Here is a 22,958-nt window from a genome sequence, read left to right as displayed (position 1 = left end):
GAATAGAAAGTAGGAAAAGCATGGATATAAACGAATTTGATTTTGACTTACCAGAAGAACTAATTGCACAAACACCACTTGAGGATCGTTCGGCTTCGCGACTGCTCACAATCGATAGAGGGAAAGACCAATTTCATCATCAGCAATTTACAGATATCATTGATTATTTGAATCCTGGTGATTGCCTTGTTTTAAATAACACAAAAGTACTTCCAGCTCGTTTAATGGGTTATAAGGCAGACACATATGGTAAAGTGGAGTTATTATTACTTCATCAAGTAAATGGAGATGATTGGGAAGTACTCGTGAAGCCTGCCAAGAAAGTAAAAACAGGAACATGGATTCATTTTGGTGATGGCATATTAAAAGCTGAGTGTCTCGAAGAAAAAGAGCATGGCGGGCGACTCGTTCGTTTTCATTATGAAGGTATATTTATGGAGATTCTTGACCAGCTTGGTGAAATGCCATTACCGCCTTACATTAAAGAGCAATTAGAAGACCAAGATCGTTATCAAACGGTTTATGCAAAAGAAGTTGGATCAGCAGCGGCGCCAACTGCAGGGTTGCATTTTACAGAGGATTTACTTGAACGAATAGAGCAAAAAGGCGTGCACATCGCTTATGTTACATTACATGTTGGTTTAGGGACATTCCGACCTGTTCAAACGGATAATATTGAAAAACATGAGATGCACGCTGAGTTCTATCGGTTGGACGAACAGACTGCGTCGACGCTCAATGATATTAAAGCAAAAGGAAATCGCGTTATTGCTGTTGGAACGACTTCAATAAGAACATTAGAGACAATCGCTCGTGATACAGGAGGGATGTTCGAGGCTAGAAGCGGGTGGACGGATATATTTATATACCCTCCGTACACATTCCAAGCGATCGACGCAATGATCACGAACTTTCATTTGCCTAAGTCGACGTTGATCATGTTAGTCAGTGCATTTGCAGGTCAAGAGCGAACATTGAAAGCATACAAAGAAGCAGTTGAGAAGTCTTATCGCTTCTTCAGCTTCGGTGACGCAATGTTTATCTATTAATCATTTTTGAAATTCGATATCAAGGAGAGAGTTCATGGCTATCACCTACGAGTTAAAAAAAGTTTGTAAGCAAACAGGCGCACGTTTAGGAACTGTGCATACACCCCACGGTTCTTTTGATACACCTGTTTTTATGCCAGTTGGTACATTGGCAACAGTCAAAACGATGAGCCCGGAAGAATTGAATGAAATCGGTGCGAACATCATATTATCAAATACGTATCATTTATGGCTTCGACCTGGAGAAGATATTATAAAAGAAGCGGGCGGCCTTCACCAGTTTATGAATTGGGACAAGCCGATTCTAACAGACTCTGGTGGATTCCAAGTCTTCAGTCTTTCGGACATGCGAGAAATAAAAGAAGAGGGTGTCCATTTTAGAAACCACATAAGCGGTGCAAAACTGTTTCTTTCTCCAGAAAAGGCGATGCATATTCAAAATGATCTCGGATCTGATATTATGATGGCATTTGATGAATGTCCACCATACCCGGCAAGCTTTGAGTATATGAAGAAATCGGTGGAAAGAACCTCTCGATGGGCGGAAAGATGCTTAGCGGCTCATCAGCGCCCTGCAGATCAAGGGCTTTTTGGTATTGTCCAAGGTGGGGAATATGAAGAGCTTCGAAAACAAAGTGCGCGTGATTTAGTGTCACTTGATTTTCCTGGTTATGCTATTGGTGGATTATCTGTTGGTGAACCGAAAGATGTTATGAACAACGTGTTGGATTTCACGACACACTTATTGCCGGATGAGAAACCGAGGTATTTGATGGGGGTTGGGTCTCCAGATTCATTGATTGATGGAGCAATTCGAGGCATCGATATGTTCGATTGTGTATTGCCGACCAGAATTGCAAGAAATGGAACATGCATGACATCAAACGGAAGATTAGTCGTTCGAAATGCTAAGTTTGCTCGAGACTTTACGCCAATCGATGAGAATTGTGACTGTTACACATGTCGAAATTACACAAAGGCTTACATTCGACATTTAATTAAAGCAAATGAAACATTCGGAATAAGATTAACTACTTATCATAACCTGTACTTTTTGGTAAAATTGATGGAGCAAGTGCGAGAAGCAATTGCTGAAGATCGTTTGGGAGATTTTCGAGAAGAGTTTTTTGAACGATATGGTTTTAACAAACCGAATGCAAAGAACTTCTAGGAAGGAGGAATATAAATGGAAGCATTGACAGGATTATTACCAATTGTATTGTTCATTGTACTGTTTTGGTTTATCTTGATTCGTCCACAACAAAAAAGACAGAAACAAGTGCGAGAAATGCAAAACAATCTTCAAAAAGGTGACGAAATCGTCACTATCGGTGGTATGCATGGCCGCATTCATGCATTAGACGAGGGAACGATCGTGGTTGAAGTAAATGATGGAAACAAACTTACATACGATCGCTCTTCTGTTCGTGAAGTAAAAACCAATAGTTAATAACGTAGAAACTGACCAATAAGCAAGGCTTATTGGTCAGTTTTTTATTTATATTTGTCTTTGTATTTAATTGAAACAATATGAGTAATTTGAAAAAATGGTAAGAGGAATATTTAATTCTCATTTTTTGAAAAATTGACACCAAACATACTACCGGTAATGGCTGCAACGAGAAAAATAAGAAAATACGTTGCTTGGCGGTCGGCAAGCCAGTAGTCATAGGCTAAAAATTGATATAACATGACGCCGAATACGTAAATAGCTCCAGTTAAAAGCCCAGTGAGCCATCCTTTATGAAGTGTTTTCCTCCCAGCGATGAATCCTCCAATCATTAAAACGAGAATGCTTACGACAAAGGTTGTCCATGTTAATGTCGAACTTGAAAAATCCGTAAACTTAACAAACATAGCAATGACTAGACTACATAAAAACATGAGAACGAGTATGGTAGCAATACCATATAAGACACCACGTAATCGATTATTCATTTTTGTTCCCCCTCGTAATAGACTATTGCTATAAATTATGCATGTTTCCATACAAAAAGACGTACTTATTTGATAAGAGAGATTAAAGGGGACAAGAATATGGAGCTAGTCATTACGTTAGTTGTATTCATCATCAGTTATATTTTTTTGCTTTGGGATCAAATAAACCGGGCTCTTGTCGCATTGTGTGGAGCTGCCATCCTTATTTTATTCAATATTTTTAGTGTAGATGAAGCACTATCAACATATGTTGATTGGAGTACGATTGTTTTATTATTTTCCATGATGGTACTCATATCAATAACACAAAAAACAGGTGTATTTGAATTTGTATCACTTTGGATGATTCGAAAGGTTAATGGTAAGCCGGTTCCACTATTTTTGTGGATTGGTGTGATGACGGCGGTCGGATCTGCGTTACTGGACAATGTCACGACTGTACTTCTTCTGGTTCCTGTCATCATCAATATGACGAAGCAATTAAATCTTCCCGCGATACCATACTTAATTATGGTCATCATCATTTCGAATGTTGGTGGAACAGCGACGATGATTGGTGATCCTCCAAATATTATGATTGGACAGGCTGTAGAACGATTTACCTTTATTTCATTTATCATTCATTTAGGGCCTATTATTCTCATCATTTTCACTGTTGTCATGGGGGTGTTATTACTCCTATTCCGAAACCAGATACGACAACAGAAATCAGCTACATCGACGAGAGAAATCAACCCATCAGATGTACTGAAAAAAACGCCATTATTATATCAATCTCTAATAATTCTTAGTTTAACAATTATCGGATTTACATTTCACGGTCCTTTACACATCGAATTGACGACGATTGCTTTCTGCTCGGCTTTACTTCTATTACTTTTATCGGAAAAAGATAAAATGACAGAAACCGTATTTGAAAAAATGGAATGGACGACTCTGTTTTTTTTCATCGGCTTATTTGTTCTCGTCGGTGGCTTAGAGGAAGTTGGGTTAATCGATAAAATGGCAAAAAGCTTTTTAGAGATTACAGGTGGCGATCCTATGACGTCATCCATGTACATTTTATGGTCAGCTGGATTGCTATCTGGATTTTTGGATAATATCCCCTATGTCGCTGCAATGATTCCAGTCTTGTTTGAATTTGAGCAATATGGAATAGTCGCTACTGATTCGATGTGGTGGGCATTAGCACTAGGTGCTTGTTTAGGGGGGAATGGATCTTTATTGGGAGCATCAGCGAATGTCGTCGTTGCTGGAATAGCGAGTACACACAAAATAAAAATACGTTTTATTACATTTATGGCATACGGAATGTTAATTGTAATAATCTCGATGATTTTATCATCCATCTATCTATACGTGAGGTATTTTTAAGTTTAATATACAAACCAGATGACTAATTGATTGGAAACGTCTATGGTAGCATAAAGAAAATGCATACACATGTGGTGTGGAGACGGTCAAATTCTCCTGTGCGTATTTTCAAAGGAAATAATGGTTAGATGAATGAACAGGCACTGACTTCGGTCGGTGTTTTTTTTGGGTGATCAAAAGAAGCGCTCTAAATCACAGATAGATCACTAAATCTGGTCACTATCGTTGAATAGAAGCACTCAAATCAATGGTGGAGCAGTAAATTTGTAAGCTATCGTTGAATAGAAGTGCTCAAATCACAAATGGAGCATCAAATCTGCGCACTATCTTCAAATAGAAAAATAAAAACGAGGGTAGAGCTCACAATTGCGCTCTACCCATGATTAGCAGCATTCAAAACAGTACCTAGTCTATTAACTGTCATTTAATTTTTATGTCTTTGAAAAAGCTGTCTCCATTCTTCGATCGTCACTAACTTCATAATGATTAAACCGATTAAATACAATATGCCTAAACTTAGAGAGACAAATAAAATCATTTGAAAGTTAGATGTGAAATTTAAGTTTGCAATCATCCAATTGCCAGTGAAATATAAACTGGTAAGAAGAAAGCCCATTCGAATGACCAATGAGACTGGTAGTTTGAATTGAATTAATCGATATAATGCAGCAAAATGCAGTAAAGTGACGACCAATATACCGATGACAACAGATAGAATGACGCCGTCAATGCCAAAGTTCGGGTTTGTTGCGAGTATCCATAAAACGGATAATTTAACCGTTGCTCCGATTAAGCTATTGATCATCGCGTGTTTAGCATAATTTAGCGCTTGAAGGGCAGCTTGAAGAGGTGCCTGAAAATACAACAAGATAAAAAATGGAGCCATAAAACTCAAAAACTCAGCTCCATTATTCGTTCCATAAATCAGTTGAAGTAAACTTGCTGATAATAACATAAATAAGATTGTTGCCAATCCACCAGACACAAAGGATAGCCGCAGTGCTTGAGTGATACGGAAATGAACGGTTCGATGATGTTTTAAAGCATTTGATTCACTAACGGAAGGGATTAAGGCGACAGATAGTGAATGGGTAATAAACGTAGGCAGTAATAAAAGAGGCATGACAAAGCCAGTCAACTGTCCATATAGTGATGTACTTTGCGATACTGTATACCCTGCGATAAATAAACTTTGTGAAACAAGAATGGGTTCAAAAAAGTAAGTAATGGATCCGACCATCCGACTTCCAGCTGTTGGTAAGGCAATTTGAAATATATTTGCATACGTACTTTTTAATGAACGAAATGGATAGCGTGACACGGATAATTGTCTTCTCTTCTGCGATTTTTGAAAACAGTAAAAAATATATGCTAATGAAGCAAGTTCTCCAAGAACAGCAGAACCCATGGCACCTGCTGCTGCATGTGCCAGTCCGAGAGGTAGCAATAATTTAATCATAATGACAACAAGGACAATACGAATAACTTGCTCAATTACTTGCGCGTACGCTTGTGGCTTCATGTTTTGAAGACCTTGAAAGTATCCACGTAGTACCGATGAAATAGCGATAATGATGATGATCGGGCTCATAACAAGCATCGGTAGCAATGTCCGATGGTCTAATAAGAGTTTATCTGCAATAACAGGAACGAACATAGAAAAAAATATGGTGAGTATAATACTTAGGCTCACGGTGATGGTGAATGAACTATATAAAATTTTTTTAATCCGTCTGCGGTCATTAATAGCAATCGCTTCAGAGACTAATTTAGAAACGGCAACAGGAATACCTACTTGGGATAATGTAATCATCAACAATAATGCCGGAACCGTCAGCATATAGATTCCGACGCCTTCTTCTCCTAGTAACCTGGCCATAATCATACGATTGACAAAGCCAAGTAATCGACTGATCATACCGGCGACAATTAAAATTAATGCACCTTTAATAAATGTTTGTTTCGACATCTTATGGGCCCTGCCTTCTCAAATGAATAATTTTTAGGTACAATAATTTATATGCTTGAATAGGTACAAGTCATGACAAGTCTTTATATCGCTTTTTATAGATGACAATTCAAAATAGACAGGAGCGTCGAACGATTGGATCATTATACTCGACATGTTGATGAATGGCGGAATGAGACGAGAGAAGTTTTACAAAGTAAAGTAGATGAATTAAAATTATTAGGCTATGACGGCGTCAATGAAGAAGAAATCTGGGCATGTCTTTTAGCAAAAGTCTGGAAAAAAGAAAAACGGTTAAGGCTTCATCAAGCGATACAAGATATATTGCATTTGAGCGGCAGCACGTACATGAGCTATTTGACTGTCGAAGCACAAAAGCAAGAAAACACGGATGACTTGCTCTACCAGATTGGCTCACTAGAAGTAGCAACTGAAGAAGGTTAAAATTCATTAACGATATGGATGAATAGGAGCAACGATAACAAGGAAGGAGTCTTACATATGAAAAGAAAAGGCAGAATCATTGCCTTCTTTCTAATTGTTTTACTTTTAGGAGGAATAATAGGAACAACAACACAAGGAATTACAAAAGATATTCCGCTAGGTTTAGACCTCCAAGGTGGATTTGAGATTCTTTATGAAGTTGAACCGACTGATGATGACCAAGAAGTAAATAAAAAAATGATGGAAGCTGTTGTACAAAGCTTATATAAAAGGGTGGATATCTTAGGTGTTAATGAACCGGTAATAGATATCGAGGGAGAAAATCGAATACGCGTTCAACTTGCCGGAGTCAGTGATCAAAACGAGGCGAGAGAAATACTTTCTACAACTGCAAATCTGTCTTTTCGAAGTGTAGAAGATGAGTTTTACTTTGGTGGTTCAGAGCTTGTTGAAGGCAGTGCGCAACAGAATTTCAACGAGTTTAACCAACCGATTGTCACATTAGAGACAAAAAGAAATTTCTCTAATAGTGATTATGCTAATTTTGAAGAGTTAACTCGAGAGGTATCTCAATTACCGAGTACGCCAACAGCAGAGGTACCTTATCCACAAAACTTAATTGTCATTTGGCTAGATTATCAAGAAGGGGACTCCTTTGCTGAAGAATATGGGAAGGAAGATCCAAAATTTATTTCAGCACCAAGTGTAAGTAAGCCGATTCCTGGAACAAATGTTCAAATCGACGGATCCTTTACGGTTGAGGAAGCTAAAAATTTAGCGGATATGTTGAATGCGGGTTCATTACCTGCTGAATTAACAGAAGTTTATTCTGTCGCTGTCGGCGCTCAGTTTGGGGAACAAGCTTTCGACAAAACCGTATTTGCTGGAATTCTAGGGGTTATTTTAATATTTGTTTTTATGATTATTGTTTATCGTTTCCTAGGTGTCATTGCTGTTATTTCACTTAGTGCTTATATTTACTTAATTTTATTAGTCTTTAACTTGATTAATGGTGTATTGACTCTTCCTGGTATTGCAGCCCTCGTATTAGGTGTTGGTATGGCTGTAGACGCGAATATTATTACGTATGAACGGTTGAAGGAAGAATTAAGGGCAGGAAAAACAGTTACATCAGCAGCAAGGGCTGGTAATAAACGTTCATTTACAACGATTTTGGATGCTAATATTACTACAATTTTAGCTGCGATTGTTTTATTTATTTTCGGAACAAGTTCGGTCAAAGGCTTCGCAACGATGTTAATTATCAGTATATTACTAAGCTTTATTACAGCGGTTTATGGTACAAGACTACTAATGAACCTATGGATTAAAAGCAAAGCATTGAATAACAAACCGAAATGGTTAGGTGTCAATCCGAATGAAATTATGGACATCAATAAAGGTGAAGAAGTTAAACCGACTTTCTTAGGTAAGACATTTGATTTTGTAAAACACCGCAAGATTTATTTCAGTACATCAATTTTGCTAGTGATTGTTGGAGCTATATTTTTAACAACAATGCGTTTGAACTTAGGTGTCGATTTTGAAAGTGGTTCAAGAGTTCAAGTGATGTCAGATAACCAGTTGACCGTTGAAGAGGTGCGTTCAGAGTTTGAAGAACTTGGACATGAACCTAAACAACTAGTCTTAGCTGGCGATAACGAAGAAATGGCGATGGTTCGCTTTGATAAAGTGCTGACGCAAGAAGAAATTGCAACCGTCAATAATCATTTCGAAGAACTATATGGAAGCCAACCGAGTGTCAGTACCGTTTCCCCTCAAGTAGGACAGGAACTGGCGAAAAATGCTGTATATGCCGTTTTAATCGCTTCAATTGGTATTGTCATTTATGTCGCGATACGATTTGAATTGATATTCGCCATAACCGCAATCATTGCGTTATTGCACGATGCATTTTTCATTTTGGCATTGTTCAGCATTTTCCAATTTGAATTCGACATTACAATCATTGCAGCGATACTCACGATTGTAGGTTATTCAATCAATGATACGATCGTTACGTTTGATCGGATTAGAGAAAACTTGAGTCTCGAAAAACGAGTGAAGACATTCAAGCAATTAGCAGAAGTGGTTAACAAAAGCTTGATGCAGACGTTGACTCGTAGCTTCAATACAGTGATTACGGTTGTCTTTGCAGCTGTCATGCTGTTTGTATTTGGTGCTCAAGCCATTACTTATTTCTCCTTTGCTTTAATCGTTGGTTTGATTGCGGGAACGTATTCATCCTTGTTCTTGGCAGCTCAACTATGGTTAGTGTGGAGAGGAAGAAGTATCGAATCCAATCCAATTGTTCAAAAGAAGAAAAAGCCATCTGGTGGCCCGCAAGTATAAACTAAACAGCTAGAGATCCGAACGAACATTGACTTCGTTCGGATCTTTTTATCGGCTGACACTTTACGACAAAAGAATAACTCCCGGGTATACCGGGTAAATAAAGAACAATATACAAAAAGTGATAAGGAGGGGCTTTGATGAAACAACAAACATGGATTATATTCACGCTATTATTTGCTTTGCTAATTGCGATTTTTGCTGTTATTAACGTTGACTCAGTACAGGTAGACTTTTTATTCGTACAAACAGACGCACCTTTAATACTTGTTATTCTATTATCTGCTTTACTCGGTTGCTTGGCTGTTGCGAGCGTAACGTATGCTAAATTTTATCAGTTAAAAAGAGAAATGAAACAGCTGAAAAAAGAGAATGAGGAACTTAAGCAACAGGGAGAATTAACAGACGGAAATCATGCCATTAGCGATGAAGGTGACCAAGAAGTTAATCTACAAGACGAAGAAAATTCAAATAGTGATCAGAAGAGTGATTGGAGTTAATCTTTATTGCCACCCCTAACGACCTCTAGTATAATAGATTCGTTAGGGGTGTTTTTATTATGCTTGAGAGCAAAATGAATTGGTTGGTAAATAATCAGCTGATTGATGAACCAACAAATATTCATTCATCTCCGATTGTCAATCGCATGTTGGCAAAGAGAAAGATACATAGTAAAGAAGAGGCAGAGTCTTTTCTTTATCCTACAAAAAAACAATTGCACGATCCGTTTTTGTTTGATGAAATGGATGCTGCTGTGAACCGAATTCATAAAGCAATTCAAACGCAAGAAAAAGTGATGATATACGGCGACTACGATGCAGATGGGGTAACTTCAACTGCCATTATGGTTTCTGTTTTAAGAAAGATGGGAGCCGATGTAGATTACTATATCCCAAATCGTTTTACAGAGGGGTATGGACCGAATGAGCTAGCCTTTCAAGCAATAAAAGCTCATGGAGTCGGTTTGATCATTACGGTCGATAACGGAATTGCCGCTCCAAAAGAAGCTAAACTTGCAAGGGAACTTGGGATGGATTTAATTATTACAGACCACCACGAAGAACAAGATGAGTTGCCTGAATCCGTTGCGATGATTCATCCAAAGTTATCGGCAGATTATCCGTTTAATCATTTAGCTGGTGCAGGTGTAGCCTTAAAATTGGCACACGCATTAACTGGGGAATTACAAGATGATTATTTAGCTTTGGCTTCCATCGGTACGGTAGCAGACCTCGTACCGATGATTGGTGAAAACAGAGTGATTGTCAAAGAGGGGTTAAAAGCATTAACCTACACGAAGATGCCTGGATTGATGGCTTTAAAAAATATCGGAAAATTAAAAGGACATATGACGACTGAAAACATAGGGTTTGTCATAGGTCCGCGTTTAAATGCTGTCGGGCGATTGCAAGATGCAGGCTTGGCAGTCGATTTATTACTGGAAGATGATGCAGTCTTGGCTGCTGAGATGGCATTGGAAATTGACCAAATCAATAAAGAAAGACAAAAACTAGTCCAGCAAATATTCGAAGAAGCAAATGAAATGATTGAAGCAAACTATTTAGATGACCATGTTTTTATCATTGCAAAAAAAGATTGGAATCCTGGCGTATTAGGCATAGTTGCTTCGCGAATCATTAATAAATACAACAGGCCAACACTTATGTTAAGCATCGACGATACACAGCAAGTTGCTAAAGGAAGCGCTCGAAGTATTCCAGCTTTTGATATTTTTAAACATGGTATGGAACTGAAACATTTATTTGTTCATTTTGGTGGTCACCCTCAAGCTGCAGGCATGACTGTTCGAACTGAGGACATTGAAGAATTGAGGCATGAATTAAACCGGAAAGCCGCCAGTGAGTTAACACCAGCTGATTTCCACCCGACACTTCAAATAGAAGAAGAGATTAATTGGGAAGAAGTCGATATGGACTTTCCTGAATTAGTTGAGATGTTAGCGCCATTTGGGATGGATAATAACCGGCCAGTATTTCAAATCAACAATGTCGAAATAAAGGAATTACGTAAAATTGGCGCAAAAAGCAATCATTTAAAGTTAACAGGAATTGCTGGTGGTAAACAGCTCGAAGCTGTAGGTTTCCAAATTGGGGATGTCGTTGATCGGTTATCTATGGGAAGCAAGATTGATCTAGCTGGTGAAGTACAAATTAACGAATGGAATGGGAATCGAAAGCTACAAGTATTGTTAAAAGATTTGCGATGCAATGAATGGCAGCTCTTTGACTTCCGGGGAAAAAGATTTACTTTACCGCCGACCATTTCTCCAGATGAGTTAACAGCTATTTATTTTCAACCAGAAAACAAACCAGAGGAATCAGAGTATTTAACTGTTCATGCTGAAAGCGTGGATGAATTAAACCAATTGCAAGAACATAAGCACTTATTGATTCATGATTTACCGAATCGTTTAGAGGAATTGGAAAACGTATTGGGACGTCTTTCTTTTCACACACTATATGCATGCTATCAAATTGAACGGTCATCCTACTTTGAACGATTTCCATCAAGAGAAGTATTCAAAGACCTATTTAAAACGATAAAAAAACATCAAATCATACAACAGCAACAACGTTATTTGCTTGCCGAAGCGAAAAAAATGAGCGAAGACGATTTAGATTTTATCATCCAAGTGTTTTTTGATTTAGATTTTGTTAAAATAATAGATGGTGACATTTTTTATATTGATCAAATAGAGCCTAAACAATTAAGTGAATCAATCACTTATCAACAACGGTTAAACCGAATTAAAATGGAAAAAACGCTATATTACTCAAACTACAATGAACTAAAAGAGTGGATTTCCATGAGACGCGGTCGCCAAGGGAAGGAAGGAGTAGTCTTACATGGATTATAAAAAACATATAACAATCGTAGAAGACTGGCCAAAAGAAGGAATTCAATTTAAAGATATTACGACATTGATGGATGATGGCAAAGCATTCAAATCAGCAGTAGATGAAATCGTCGAGTATGCTAAAAAGGTAGGTGCCGAACTCGTAGTCGGTCCTGAGGCTAGAGGTTTTATTGTTGGCTGTCCAGTTTCTTACGCACTTGAAATTGGGTTTGCGCCCGTCAGAAAAGAAGGAAAGCTTCCTAGAGAAACTGTTAAGGTAGATTATGGGTTAGAATATGGAAAAGACGTACTGACAATTCATAGGGATGCGATTAAACCGGGTCAAAAAGTATTAGTGGTAGATGATCTGTTGGCCACTGGTGGTACAGTTGATGCAACGATTCAATTGGTCGAAGAATTAGGTGGAGAAGTTGTAGGCTGTGCATTTTTAATTGAGCTAGCCTATTTAAATGGTCGTGACAAATTAAAAGGCTATGATATCTTACCATTAATGACATATGAATAAGTTGACAGGCTGGCTCTTCATTCCGAAGAGTCAGCCAAGTCTTTTTTTAATTTATTCCTCAAAAAAGAACATTTTCGAGTGAAAGAAAAAAATGTGATTATGCATGCAAGAATTGCATGATCACAGCATGATTAACCGTGAAAAAGATGTGTTTCTCTTTACATATGTCATTTGTTTATGAATAATGGAAAAAAAGAAAAGGAAGCAGCTAGGTGGTTGTATATGTCTAAACACAGTATACGGACAATCGAACAAGTGTTAGAAAGAGCCAGTCATTATATGAATGAAGAACACGTGGCTTTTCTTCAGCATGCCTATCAATATGCAGCCAAAGCACATGAAGGTCAAATTAGAAAATCCGGTCAAGAATATATTTTACATCCGATTCAAGTAGCGGATATTTTAATTGATTTACGAATGGATCCGGCAACAATTGCAGGTGGGTTTCTCCATGATGTCATCGAAGACACTGAGATATCTTATGAAGATTTAAAAGAAGCTTTCAGTGAAGAAGTGGCTCAATTAGTTGATGGAGTTACGAAACTAGGGAAAATTAAATATAAATCCAAAGAAGAACAACAAGCTGAAAATCACCGAAAAATGTTTATTGCTATGGCAAAGGATATTCGCGTGATTTTAATTAAGCTTGCAGACAGACTACATAACATGCGTACACTATCCTTTCTACCAGAAGAAAAGCAGCGAAGAATAGCGAATGAAACATTAGAAATCTTTGCTCCACTTGCACATCGACTCGGAATTTCAACTATTAAGTGGGAACTCGAAGATACTGCTCTTCGATATATGAACCCTCAACAATATTATCGAATCGTTCAATTGATGAAACAAAAACGTAGTGAACGCGAGCAATACATTGATACGGTTATTAGAGAAATTAATGAGCAATTAGATGACATTAATATAAAAGCTGAAATATCCGGTAGACCAAAACACTTATATAGTATTTACCGGAAAATGGCGATTCAAAAGAAAGACTTTAACGAAATTTATGATTTATTGGCCGTACGAATCATCGTGAGAAATATTAAAGAGTGCTATGCTGTATTAGGTATCATCCATACGTTATGGAAGCCAATGCCTGGACGATTTAAAGATTATATTGCTATGCCAAAACCAAATCTATATCAGTCGCTTCATACGACGGTAATCGGTCCAGAAGGTGATCCGCTGGAAGTCCAAATTAGAACTTCTGAAATGCACGAGATTGCTGAGTATGGAATTGCGGCACATTGGGCATATAAAGAAGGCAAGTCAGAGAACGATTCCCCGAAAGATATGTCGAAACAACTAGCCTGGTTCCGAGAAATTTTGGAATGGCAAAGCGAAACGAGAGACGCAGAAGAATTTATGGAATCATTGAAGTTCGATTTCTTCTCTGATATGGTCTATATTTTTACGCCAAAAGGAGATGTCATCGAACTTCCAAGTGGTTCTGTACCATTAGATTTCGCTTATCGAATCCATACGGAGGTCGGTAACAAAACGGTCGGTGCTAAAGTGAACGGAAAAATCGTTCCGCTTGATTATCAATTAAAAACAGGCGACATTATCGAAATTATGACATCTAAGCATTCGTATGGCCCTTCCGAAGATTGGTTGAAAATAACACAGACAACGCAAGCGAAAAACAAAATTAAACAATTTTTCAAAAGACAACGAAAAGAAGAAAATGTGCAACGTGGCCGAGAAATGGTTGAAAAAGAGATTAAAAATATGGATCTCCAACCAAAAGAGGTACTGACGGAAGAAAACATCCAGTTGGCTTTAGATAGATTTCATTTTCAACATGAAGACGACTTGTATGCAGCCGTCGGTTATCAAGGTGTTACTGCTCTTCAAGTTGCCAATCGTGTGACAGAAAAAATTCGACAAAAAGAAAAACAAGTGAATCTTGAACAGACGCTTGAAAACCTTCAAAATGAAGTATCTCCGAGAAAACGTAGAGCTTCAACATCTGGCGTGATTGTACGCGGTCTCGATAATTTGCTTATTCGTCTATCGAAATGTTGTAATCCCGTTCCGGGTGATGAAATTGTCGGTTTTATTACGAAAGGAAGAGGTGTTTCAGTACACCGTGCAGATTGCCCAAACGTTTCCAATGAAGATGAAACGCGATTGATCGATGTGGAGTGGGAACGAAATAGCCAGCGTCAACAGAGTTATCATGTAGATTTAGAAATCACAGGCTATGATCGAAGCGGATTTTTAAATGAGATTTTACAAGCTGTTAATGAAACGAATACATCTATAACGCACGTGAATGGCAAATCGGATAAAAATAAAATTGCAACGATTAATCTAACGATTTTAATTCATAATTTAGAACACTTACGAAGCATTGTTGAGCGCATTAAAAAAATTAGAGATGTTTTTGCAGTTCAGCGGCTAATACACTAATGAATTTTGTTGGGTAAAGGGGTAAGAACAATGCGAGCTGTGATTCAACGAGTAACAAGCGGTGCTGTCGATGTTAATGGAGAGCGAACTGGAGACATCCAAGATGGACTCGTCGTATTACTCGGCGTATCGACGAAGGACACAAAGAAAGATGCCGACTATTTAGCAGAAAAAATTGTTAACTTGCGAATTTTTGAAGATGATCAGGAAAAGATGAACCTATCGCTTAAAGATGTTCAAGGTAAACTGTTGTCAATTTCTCAATTCACCTTATATGGAGATACGAGGAAAGGCAGAAGACCTAACTTTATGCAAGCAGCTAAGCCTGACCAAGCACTCGAATTATATGAGCATTTTAATGAACAAATTAGACAATTAGGTATAGAAGTTGAAGAGGGAAGATTTGGTGAACATATGGAAGTATCATTGGTCAACGATGGTCCAGTCACCTTAATTATCGATACAGACGATAAATCTTGACAAGCTAATTAAATATAGCTATGATAATTTAAATTAATTGAATAATAATGAATACCTATGAAGGAAAAAGTAGCAAAGAAACACATATTCCAGAGAGAGTTTGCCAATGGCTGAAAGCAGGCTCATATGTCCTTTGTGAAAGACATTCTGGAGGTGCCTTACCGAAATAAAAGTAGGTTTAGGCCGCTAAAGGCGTTATTGAAATGAAGTGAAAGCAACTTTCTTAGGTTGCTTTAATCAGGGTGGCAACACGGGTAAACTCGTCCCTATCAATTGAAATGTGGATTGATAGGGATTTTTTTATTTTCAAAAGAATTACATAAAATTGAAGGAGGAATTGACGTTGATCCATATACCTAGAGGTACGGAAGATCTATTGCCAGAAGCAACGGAAAAATGGCAAGTCATTGAAAATACGTTAAGAAGATTATCTGAAAAATATCATTATAGAGAAATACGAACACCAATGTTTGAACGGACTGAACTATTTCAGCGAGGTGTCGGGGATACAACAGACATCGTACAAAAAGAGATGTACACATTTGAAGACAGAGGTGGTAGAAGTTTAACACTACGACCTGAAGGTACAGCCTCAGTAGCAAGATCTTATGTACAACATAAAATGCATGGTTTACCAGAACAACCTACTAAATTGTATTATATTGGTCCAATGTTCAGATATGAACGGCCTCAGCAAGGACGCACACGCCAATTCACTCAGTTTGGTATAGAAGCGATTGGCAGTGACAATCCTGCAATTGATGCAGAAGTTTTAGCGTTTGCGATGGAGTGCTACGAAGCTTTTGGACTGAAATCACTGAAGTTAGTCATCAATAGTTTAGGTGACTATGAAAGTCGTCAAAATCATCGAAAAGCATTAATCGATCATTTTCAACCACATCAAGAGGAGCTATGCCAAGATTGCCAGGTGAGATTAGAGAAGAACCCACTTCGTTTACTGGATTGTAAAGTCGATCAAGATCACCCAGCGATGAAGACAGCTCCATCTATTTTGGATTACCTCAATGAGTATTCGAGCAACTACTTCGAATCCGTCAAAAAACATTTGGATGCAATGGGGATTTCCTATACGGTAGATGAGAAATTAGTGCGAGGGTTGGATTATTATACACAAACCGCCTTCGAAATCATGAGTGAAGCGGATGGATTCGGTTCCATTACAACACTTTCTGGTGGAGGCCGTTACAACGGTTTAATTGAAGATCTGGGTGGTCCTGAAACATCTGGAATCGGGTTTGCCTTAAGTATTGAACGATTACTCATGGCACTGGAAGCTGAAAAGCTATCGCTTGAAACAAATGCAGGAATTGATTGTTATATCGTTTCGATAGGCGAAGAGGTGACTTTCACGGCAACTGAGCTCACTCATCAATTACGTCAACAAGGTATTCGGGCTGACCGAGATTATTTGAATAAAAAAATGAAAGCACAGTTTAAGGCTGCTGAGCGGGCAAATGCAAAATTTGTCGTCATCCTAGGTGAAAATGAAATGAATGAAGGTAAAGCACAAGTAAAAGAACTAGCAACTGGGGAACAAACGACCGTTCCACTCAACGAGATTGCAACATATATAGGAGGGAAATAAGATGCTCGAACGTTCACATAGCGGTATGCTCACGCTGGACCAAGAGAATCAGACTGTATTATTAAAAGGATGGGTTCAACGACGCCGTGACCTCGGCGGATTAATTTTTATTGATTTACGTGATCGCTCAGGAATCGTACAAGTCGTATTTAGCCCTGAATCGAAGGAAGCTTTAGAGCAAGCTGAAAAAATTCGAAGTGAATATGTCATCGAGGTAACGGGCTTAGTGAAGCGCCGAGATGAAGGTACAATCAATCCATCGATGAAAACAGGAGAACTTGAAATTGTAGCTAACGAACTAACGATTATTAGCAAATCGAAAGGACTACCGATTCCGATTGAGGAACATATCGATGTTTCAGAAGAAATTCGGTTAAAGTACCGTTACTTAGATTTAAGACGTAAATCCATGCAAGAAACATTTATTTTACGTCATGAGATCGCTCAGGCTATCCGCCAATATTTAAATCGACAAAACTTTTTGGAGATGGAGACGCCAGTCTTAACGAAAAGTACACCGGAAGGCGCAAGGGACTATTTAGTTCCTAGTCGTGTTCATGAAGGTGAATTCTATGCATTGCCGCAGTCACCACAGCTCTTTAAGCAGTTGCTGATGGTATCGGGATTTGAAAAGTATTATCAGATTACCCGTTGTTTCCGTGATGAAGATTTGCGTGCGGACCGTCAGCCTGAATTTACACAAATTGATATTGAAACGTCCTTCATGAATCAAGAAGAGATCATGAAAATGACTGAAGAAATGCTTCGTTTTGTCGTGAAAGAGGTTAAGGGTAAAGACATCGCCAACCCATTCCCTCGAATGAGCTATCAAGAAGCAATGGAACGATATGGTTCGGATAAACCGGATACACGCTTCGGTATGGAGCTAAAACAAATTAATGCATTTGCTGCTACTTCAAATTTTAATGTGTTTAAACAAACGGTAGAAAATGGCGGTCAAGTGAGTGCATTGAATGTAGAAAATCAGGCTGACCAATTTTCACGAAAAGACATCGACCAATTAACTGAATTTGTTAAGATCTATGGAGCGAAAGGATTAGCGTGGATTAAAGTTGATGAAAATGACAAGTTGACAGGTCCAATCGCTAAGTTTTTCGATGAAGATGACGCAAATTCATTACGTGAACAATTGGGAGCAAAAGCGAATGATTTACTGCTGTTCGTTGCGGATCAAAAACAAATTGTTTACGATAGTTTAGGCGCATTGCGTTTAAAATTAGGAAAAAGTTTAGGTTTAATTGACGAGGATCAGCTGAACTTCTTGTGGGTAACTGATTGGCCGTTATTTGAATATGATGCTGACGACGGACGCTATCATGCAGCTCACCACCCGTTTACAATGCCTAAACAAGAACATATTGAAAAACTAACGGATTCACCGGAAGATGTCCAAGCACAAGCTTATGACGTTGTGTTAAATGGATTCGAACTTGGCGGTGGGTCGTTGCGTATATACGAAAAAGATTTGCAGTACAAAATGTTTGAAGCGCTTGGTTTTACAAAAGAATCAGCGGAAGAACAATTTGGATTCTTATTGGAAGCATTGGAATATGGTGCACCACCACACGGAGGAATTGCTTTGGGATTTGACCGCTTGGTAATGCTCTTGGCCGGTAAGACGAATCTTCGTGACACGATTCTTTTCCCGAAAACAGCTTCAGCGTCAGATCCATTGACAGAGGCGCCATCACAAGTATCAGATGAGCAACTAGCTGACTTGAATTTAGAATTGAAAAAGAAAGAAAACGAATAAGTTGAAAATTCTAAAAAAAGTTTTAGAAAACCAAAAATTGGGCGCTTGTTTCCCTTGATATTGAAAAATGTATGTGATATTATTTGATTACAAACTTGAAACAAAGCAATCCTAATGTGTTCGTCTTCTCCGTCGTACGTTTTGACCGAACACTTTTATGTAAGGGAGTCTGGCGTTTCTGCGTGGCGTATATGCCTTTTTAAGGACATACAAGACGCAGAACAGGACACCCACCTGCCTGGAGCGGGTTCAAAACATTAAGGAGGAACGGCACAATTGGGATTGTGTACATATGAAAAAAGCTATTTTAAGCATCGCTTAGAATAGCTTTTTTACATATTTTTATAGAAAAAATCTTAGTAACAATCTTAATGAATGGGTTTAGAGCTATGTTTGTTTCACTTAGCAATCTGTTCTAAATTACCATTTTTGGCCATCTTAAATGCTGGTGAAGACAAGGATGAATCCTCATCCAATACGACCATTTTTCTGGCTCGATCCATGATATTTACAAATGTCTGGTAATCTTCTTTTAGCGTTTCATAATCTTTCTGTAGTTGCTCGTATTTTACTTTCCACTCTCCATTCTCATTTGTTAATTGTTGATTGTATTCCTTCATTTGCTCGAACTCAGCTTCATTGTTTAATGCAGTAGATTCTTTTAGTTGTTCTAGTAAATGAATAATTTCATCAATTGTCGAAGGTTGTTTCGTTGTATTGATTTCTTTCGTTCTGGAAATGCTTGTTACACGATCTGTAGCTTGTTGTTTCATAGCCTTTTTTCGTTCCTTACGCTGTCTTTTGGCTAAGTCTACTGCTTTTTCATAGTTTTTACGGACTTCAGCGTTCCACCGAAAACCACAGGCAGCAGCCGTTCGATTCAGTTTGTCGCCGACTTCCTCGAAAGCTACGAGCTGTGTGCTTCCTTCACGTATATGTCTAAGCACAGTTTCTGCCAGTAATAAATCATCTTCATGAGACCAAGCGTCTTGCCTCACTTTAACCATATTCCCAACTCCTTTTGTTCTCGATTGATAGTTTCCTATTTCTATCATGTGCAAGTCGCGAAGATAATATACATAGAAATCCAGGCTCAAACTAAGAAATAAATGAATATATATAGTAAAATAGATAAAAGATTGAACATGATTTGAAGGAGAACGATATGTTTAACAATGAACCACTTGCTTTCCGTATGCGACCAGAGAAAATTGAAGAAGTTGTCGGTCAAAAACTTGTCATTGGTGAAGACACTTCTTTATATAAAATGATAAAAAATGGTTATGTACCTTCAATGCTTCTTTATGGCCCTCCAGGAACTGGTAAAACCTCTTTGGCTTATGCCATTGCGGGTTCCTCTAACATGGAATTTTTTGCGATCAATGCAACGAGTGCCAGCAAAAAAGAGGTCGAGCATATTATCCAAGAAGCTAAGTTAACAAGAAATGTCCTTTTGTTCATTGATGAAATCCATCGTTTTCATAAAGGACAACAGGATACCTTGTTAAATGCAATGGAAGAAGGAATTATTACATTTATCGGTGCTACGACAGAAAACCCTTACCATAGTGTAAACAATGCGATTCGCTCTCGTTGTGGACAAATTAAACAATTGCAACCATTAAAGAAAGAAGATATATTAGGGCTTCTTCATCGAGCGTTAAAAGATCCAAAAGGGTTATCAAACATGACGATTGATATTTCAGAGGAGCATCTGAAACGAATAGCCGAAACGACAGGTGATGGACGGACAGCTTTGACCATTTTAGAAGAAGTGGTATTCGCTTCGGACATGACTGATGAAGGTGTCTATCAAGTAGAACTCGAAACAGTTGAATCAAGCATTCAAAACAAAGGTTTTGTGCATGATAATAAGGGAGACATTTATTATGATCTTCTGTCCGGTTTTCAAAAAAGCATCCGGGGAAGTGACGCGGATGCCGCCTTATATTATTTAGCTAGGCTATTAGAAGGCGGCGATCTAGAAGCCATCATGCGCCGATTGTTGGTCATTGCATATGAGGATATTGGTTTGGCTAGTCCAGCCGTTGCCGCAAGGGTGCTACCTGCTATCCAATCAGTTGAACGATTAGGCTTGCCTGAGGCTAGAATTCCACTTAGTGTCATCACAATTGAGTTATGCTTATCACCGAAGTCGAATACGGCATATAAAGCATTGGACAAAGCGATTAAACACGTCAAAAAAGGTATTACGGCTGATATACCTGATCATATAAAAGATTCCCATTATGCAGGTGCATCCAATTTAGGTCATGGGGTTGAATATCAATATCCACACCACTCTTCCACGGGATGGGTTTACCAAGAATATTTACCTGAATCACTTCGTGGCATGACTTATTATCAGCCGAAGATGTTAGGTGAAGAAAAAAGATATGCGCAAACATACGAGAAATTAAAAAAGTTAGCGAATGAATCTCGTCAGAATTCAAAAAAGCGCTAGTTCATTAAATTCCACAATGTTATAAAACATGCTATAATGTCAGATGGTTTTCTACAAAGAAATCAATCTTGCTGTTACGTTGTTTATTAATGAGGGGGATAAAGGATGAAAATCTCTACAAAAGGGAGATACGGACTAACGATAATGATCGCATTGGCGAAAGGTCACCCGAGTAAAAAACCGATTTCGCTAAAAGCAATTGCTCAAGAATATCAATTATCTGAGCATTACCTTGAACAATTGATTGCACCACTCCGTAATGTAGGATTAGTCAAAAGTGTTCGTGGAGCAAAGGGTGGATATTTGCTAGCTGAAGAGCCAAAAAATATAACGGCAGCTGATATCATCAGACCACTTGAAGGGCCGATTCGTCCCGTCGAAGAAATGGATGACGAACAACCCGCTCAAAAAGAATTATGGCGTAGAATCCGTGATGCTGTGAAAGATGTACTTGATTCAACGACATTAGCTGATTTAGCTGAACATGATGGCTCTATTTATCAGGAAGAGCATATGTTTTATATTTAATAGAAAAAGTAGGTGACTTCTGTGAAACGCGTTTATTTAGATTACGCAGCGACAACTCCACTACATCCTGAAGTCAAGCAAGAGATGATGGAAGCTTTAGATGGAACATATGGAAATCCATCAAGTATCCATTCCTTCGGCAGAGAAAGTAGAAAAATATTGGATGATGCTAGAAATATAGCGGCAAATAGTATTGGGGCCGATTTTTCTTCTATTATATTTACGAGCGGAGCAACCGAGGCAAATAATTTGGCGATTTTCGGTGTTGCTGCTGCGTATGCCCATCGAGGAAAACATATCATCACGACGCAAATCGAACATCATGCTGTTTTGCATCCAATGGAGGAACTGCAAAAGGAAGGCTTTGAAGTAACCTTTCTCCCAGTTGATGAATCGGGTATTGTTTCAGTCGATGCGGTAGAAAAAGCTCTTCGACCGGATACGATTTTTGTTTCCATCATGCGAGTAAATAATGAAACGGGTATGCGTCAGCCAATTGAGGCGATTGGTGAACGGTTAAAAGAACACCAAGCCATTTTCCATACAGATGCGGTACAAGCATACGGGTTGGAAAAGCTTGATGTCACATCATTGAACGTAGACCTACTATCTGTTTCATCGCATAAAATTTACGGACCAAAAGGAATTGGGTTTTTATATCGAAATGACGATGTTCATTTAGCACAACAAATCTTTGGCGGTGAACAAGAAAGAAAATGGCGCTCTGGAACTGAAAATATGCTTGGCATTAGAGGCTTTACAAAAGCAATTGAATTACTGGAGAAAGAACAGAACGAGCGGTGGATGCATTACGAAAAGCTTAGTAAGCAGTTTTTCGAAGGATTGAATGATTTCTCCATTGACTATCAATTGAATGGAGCAAAAGAAGAGCATATGCCAAATATATTAAATATTAGTTTTCCAGGTGTAGAAGTTGAGATGTTTTTGACCAATCTCGACTTGGAAGGCATTGCTGTCTCATCAGGTTCTGCATGTACTGCCGGTTCCATTGATCCGTCCCATGTGCTAAAAGCAATGTATGGTGAAAAAAATGCTCGGATATATAATTCCATTCGTTTTAGCTTTGGAATCGAAACGAGTGAGAAAGATATACAGTTTTGTGTAGAAAAAATAAGTAAGATTTTAAACAGATTAATACCAAGCGATACAAAAGGTTAG

The 22,958-nt window shown here is 38.3% G+C and carries 19 protein-coding genes, 1 other RNA gene and 1 other annotated feature; of the genes, 17 read left to right on the top strand and 3 right to left on the bottom strand.

Translation table 11 applies throughout. The features are described from left to right. Positions 1–20 precede the first annotated feature (20 nt). Genes queA through yajC form a run of 3 tightly spaced genes read left to right on the top strand, consistent with a single transcriptional unit; the run spans position 21 to position 2,499 of the window. On the top strand, positions 21–1,049 hold the full coding sequence (gene queA / locus KC820_RS04460) for a tRNA preQ1(34) S-adenosylmethionine ribosyltransferase-isomerase QueA (protein WP_212368532.1): 1,029 nt from the start codon (positions 21–23) through the stop codon (positions 1,047–1,049). A 34-nt stretch (positions 1,050–1,083) separates the two neighbouring features. Next, the gene (tgt, locus tag KC820_RS04455) at positions 1,084–2,220 is read left to right on the top strand and encodes a tRNA guanosine(34) transglycosylase Tgt (RefSeq protein WP_212368528.1); all 1,137 of its coding nucleotides are present in this window, start codon (positions 1,084–1,086) and stop codon (positions 2,218–2,220) included. A 15-nt stretch (positions 2,221–2,235) separates the two neighbouring features. Continuing rightward, the gene (yajC, locus tag KC820_RS04450) at positions 2,236–2,499 is read left to right on the top strand and encodes a preprotein translocase subunit YajC (protein ID WP_212368525.1); all 264 of its coding nucleotides are present in this window, start codon (positions 2,236–2,238) and stop codon (positions 2,497–2,499) included. Positions 2,500–2,612: 113 nt separating this feature from the next. Here the strand turns inward: yajC and KC820_RS04445 are convergent, their stop codons facing one another. Next, positions 2,613–2,987 (bottom strand): TIGR04086 family membrane protein, encoded by a 375-nt coding sequence (locus tag KC820_RS04445; protein WP_212368522.1) that lies wholly within the window; start codon positions 2,985–2,987, stop codon positions 2,613–2,615. Positions 2,988–3,086: 99 nt separating this feature from the next. Between KC820_RS04445 and KC820_RS04440 the strand changes: the two genes are divergently transcribed. Further along, positions 3,087–4,361 carry an ArsB/NhaD family transporter gene (locus tag KC820_RS04440; RefSeq protein WP_212368519.1) on the top strand — a complete coding sequence of 425 codons (1,275 nt, stop codon included), beginning with the start codon at positions 3,087–3,089 and terminating at the stop codon, positions 4,359–4,361. A gap of 424 nt (positions 4,362–4,785) precedes the next feature. On the opposite strand, the gene spoVB is transcribed toward KC820_RS04440, so the two are convergent. After that, positions 4,786–6,330 carry a stage V sporulation protein B gene (gene spoVB, locus KC820_RS04435; protein WP_212368517.1) on the bottom strand — a complete coding sequence of 515 codons (1,545 nt, stop codon included), beginning with the start codon at positions 6,328–6,330 and terminating at the stop codon, positions 4,786–4,788. Positions 6,331–6,465: 135 nt separating this feature from the next. Between spoVB and KC820_RS04430 the strand changes: the two genes are divergently transcribed. The 10 genes from KC820_RS04430 to ssrS all read left to right on the top strand — a co-directional run bounded on the left by KC820_RS04430 (position 6,466) and on the right by ssrS (position 19,074). After that, a complete protein-coding gene (locus KC820_RS04430; protein ID WP_212368516.1) occupies positions 6,466–6,774 on the top strand; it encodes a post-transcriptional regulator in 309 nt (102 codons plus the stop codon). A 57-nt stretch (positions 6,775–6,831) separates the two neighbouring features. Then, positions 6,832–9,126, top strand: a complete 2,295-nt coding sequence (gene secDF / locus KC820_RS04425) for a protein translocase subunit SecDF (protein ID WP_212368514.1) — start codon at positions 6,832–6,834, stop codon at positions 9,124–9,126. Positions 9,127–9,266: 140 nt separating this feature from the next. After that, complete coding sequence (locus tag KC820_RS04420; protein WP_212368512.1) at positions 9,267–9,626, top strand: LapA family protein; 360 nt, start codon at positions 9,267–9,269, stop codon at positions 9,624–9,626. A gap of 59 nt (positions 9,627–9,685) precedes the next feature. Then, on the top strand, positions 9,686–12,004 hold the full coding sequence (gene recJ, locus KC820_RS04415) for a single-stranded-DNA-specific exonuclease RecJ (protein WP_212368510.1): 2,319 nt from the start codon (positions 9,686–9,688) through the stop codon (positions 12,002–12,004). Next, positions 11,994–12,509 carry an adenine phosphoribosyltransferase gene (locus tag KC820_RS04410; protein WP_212368507.1) on the top strand — a complete coding sequence of 172 codons (516 nt, stop codon included), beginning with the start codon at positions 11,994–11,996 and terminating at the stop codon, positions 12,507–12,509. Before recJ ends, KC820_RS04410 begins: the two co-directional genes overlap by 11 nt. A gap of 222 nt (positions 12,510–12,731) precedes the next feature. After that, positions 12,732–14,927 carry a RelA/SpoT family protein gene (locus KC820_RS04405; protein ID WP_212368504.1) on the top strand — a complete coding sequence of 732 codons (2,196 nt, stop codon included), beginning with the start codon at positions 12,732–12,734 and terminating at the stop codon, positions 14,925–14,927. Positions 14,928–14,957: 30 nt separating this feature from the next. Further along, positions 14,958–15,407 (top strand): D-aminoacyl-tRNA deacylase, encoded by a 450-nt coding sequence (dtd, locus tag KC820_RS04400; RefSeq protein WP_212368501.1) that lies wholly within the window; start codon positions 14,958–14,960, stop codon positions 15,405–15,407. 48 nt (positions 15,408–15,455) lie between these two features. Further along, positions 15,456–15,678, top strand: a binding site (T-box leader). Between the two features lie 75 nt (positions 15,679–15,753). Then, positions 15,754–17,013 carry a histidine--tRNA ligase gene (gene hisS / locus KC820_RS04395; protein WP_212368658.1) on the top strand — a complete coding sequence of 420 codons (1,260 nt, stop codon included), beginning with the start codon at positions 15,754–15,756 and terminating at the stop codon, positions 17,011–17,013. 1 nt (position 17,014) lies between these two features. After that, on the top strand, positions 17,015–18,787 hold the full coding sequence (gene aspS, locus KC820_RS04390; protein WP_212368499.1) for an aspartate--tRNA ligase: 1,773 nt from the start codon (positions 17,015–17,017) through the stop codon (positions 18,785–18,787). Between the two features lie 105 nt (positions 18,788–18,892). Further along, a non-coding RNA gene (gene ssrS / locus KC820_RS04385) (6S RNA) lies at positions 18,893–19,074 on the top strand. A 111-nt stretch (positions 19,075–19,185) separates the two neighbouring features. Here ssrS and KC820_RS04380 read toward each other — a convergent pair. Further along, positions 19,186–19,794, bottom strand: a complete 609-nt coding sequence (locus tag KC820_RS04380) for an RsfA family transcriptional regulator (protein ID WP_212368497.1) — start codon at positions 19,792–19,794, stop codon at positions 19,186–19,188. A 158-nt stretch (positions 19,795–19,952) separates the two neighbouring features. Between KC820_RS04380 and KC820_RS04375 the strand changes: the two genes are divergently transcribed. From KC820_RS04375 to KC820_RS04365, 3 genes are all read left to right on the top strand, one after another. Next, positions 19,953–21,251 carry a replication-associated recombination protein A gene (locus tag KC820_RS04375; protein WP_212368494.1) on the top strand — a complete coding sequence of 433 codons (1,299 nt, stop codon included), beginning with the start codon at positions 19,953–19,955 and terminating at the stop codon, positions 21,249–21,251. Between the two features lie 105 nt (positions 21,252–21,356). Beyond that, entirely contained in the window at positions 21,357–21,779 is a 423-nt protein-coding gene (gene cymR, locus KC820_RS04370) for a cysteine metabolism transcriptional regulator CymR (RefSeq protein WP_144087559.1), read from the top strand. A 21-nt stretch (positions 21,780–21,800) separates the two neighbouring features. Continuing rightward, positions 21,801–22,958 (top strand): cysteine desulfurase family protein, encoded by a 1,158-nt coding sequence (locus KC820_RS04365; RefSeq protein ID WP_212368492.1) that lies wholly within the window; start codon positions 21,801–21,803, stop codon positions 22,956–22,958.

The sequence above is a fragment of the Allobacillus saliphilus genome (assembly GCF_018138385.1).
Taxonomy (GTDB): Bacteria; Bacillota; Bacilli; order Bacillales; family Alkalibacillaceae; genus Allobacillus; species Allobacillus saliphilus.
The sequence above is the reverse complement of the archived record's forward strand: the minus strand, read 5'-3'. Positions and strand labels throughout refer to the sequence as shown.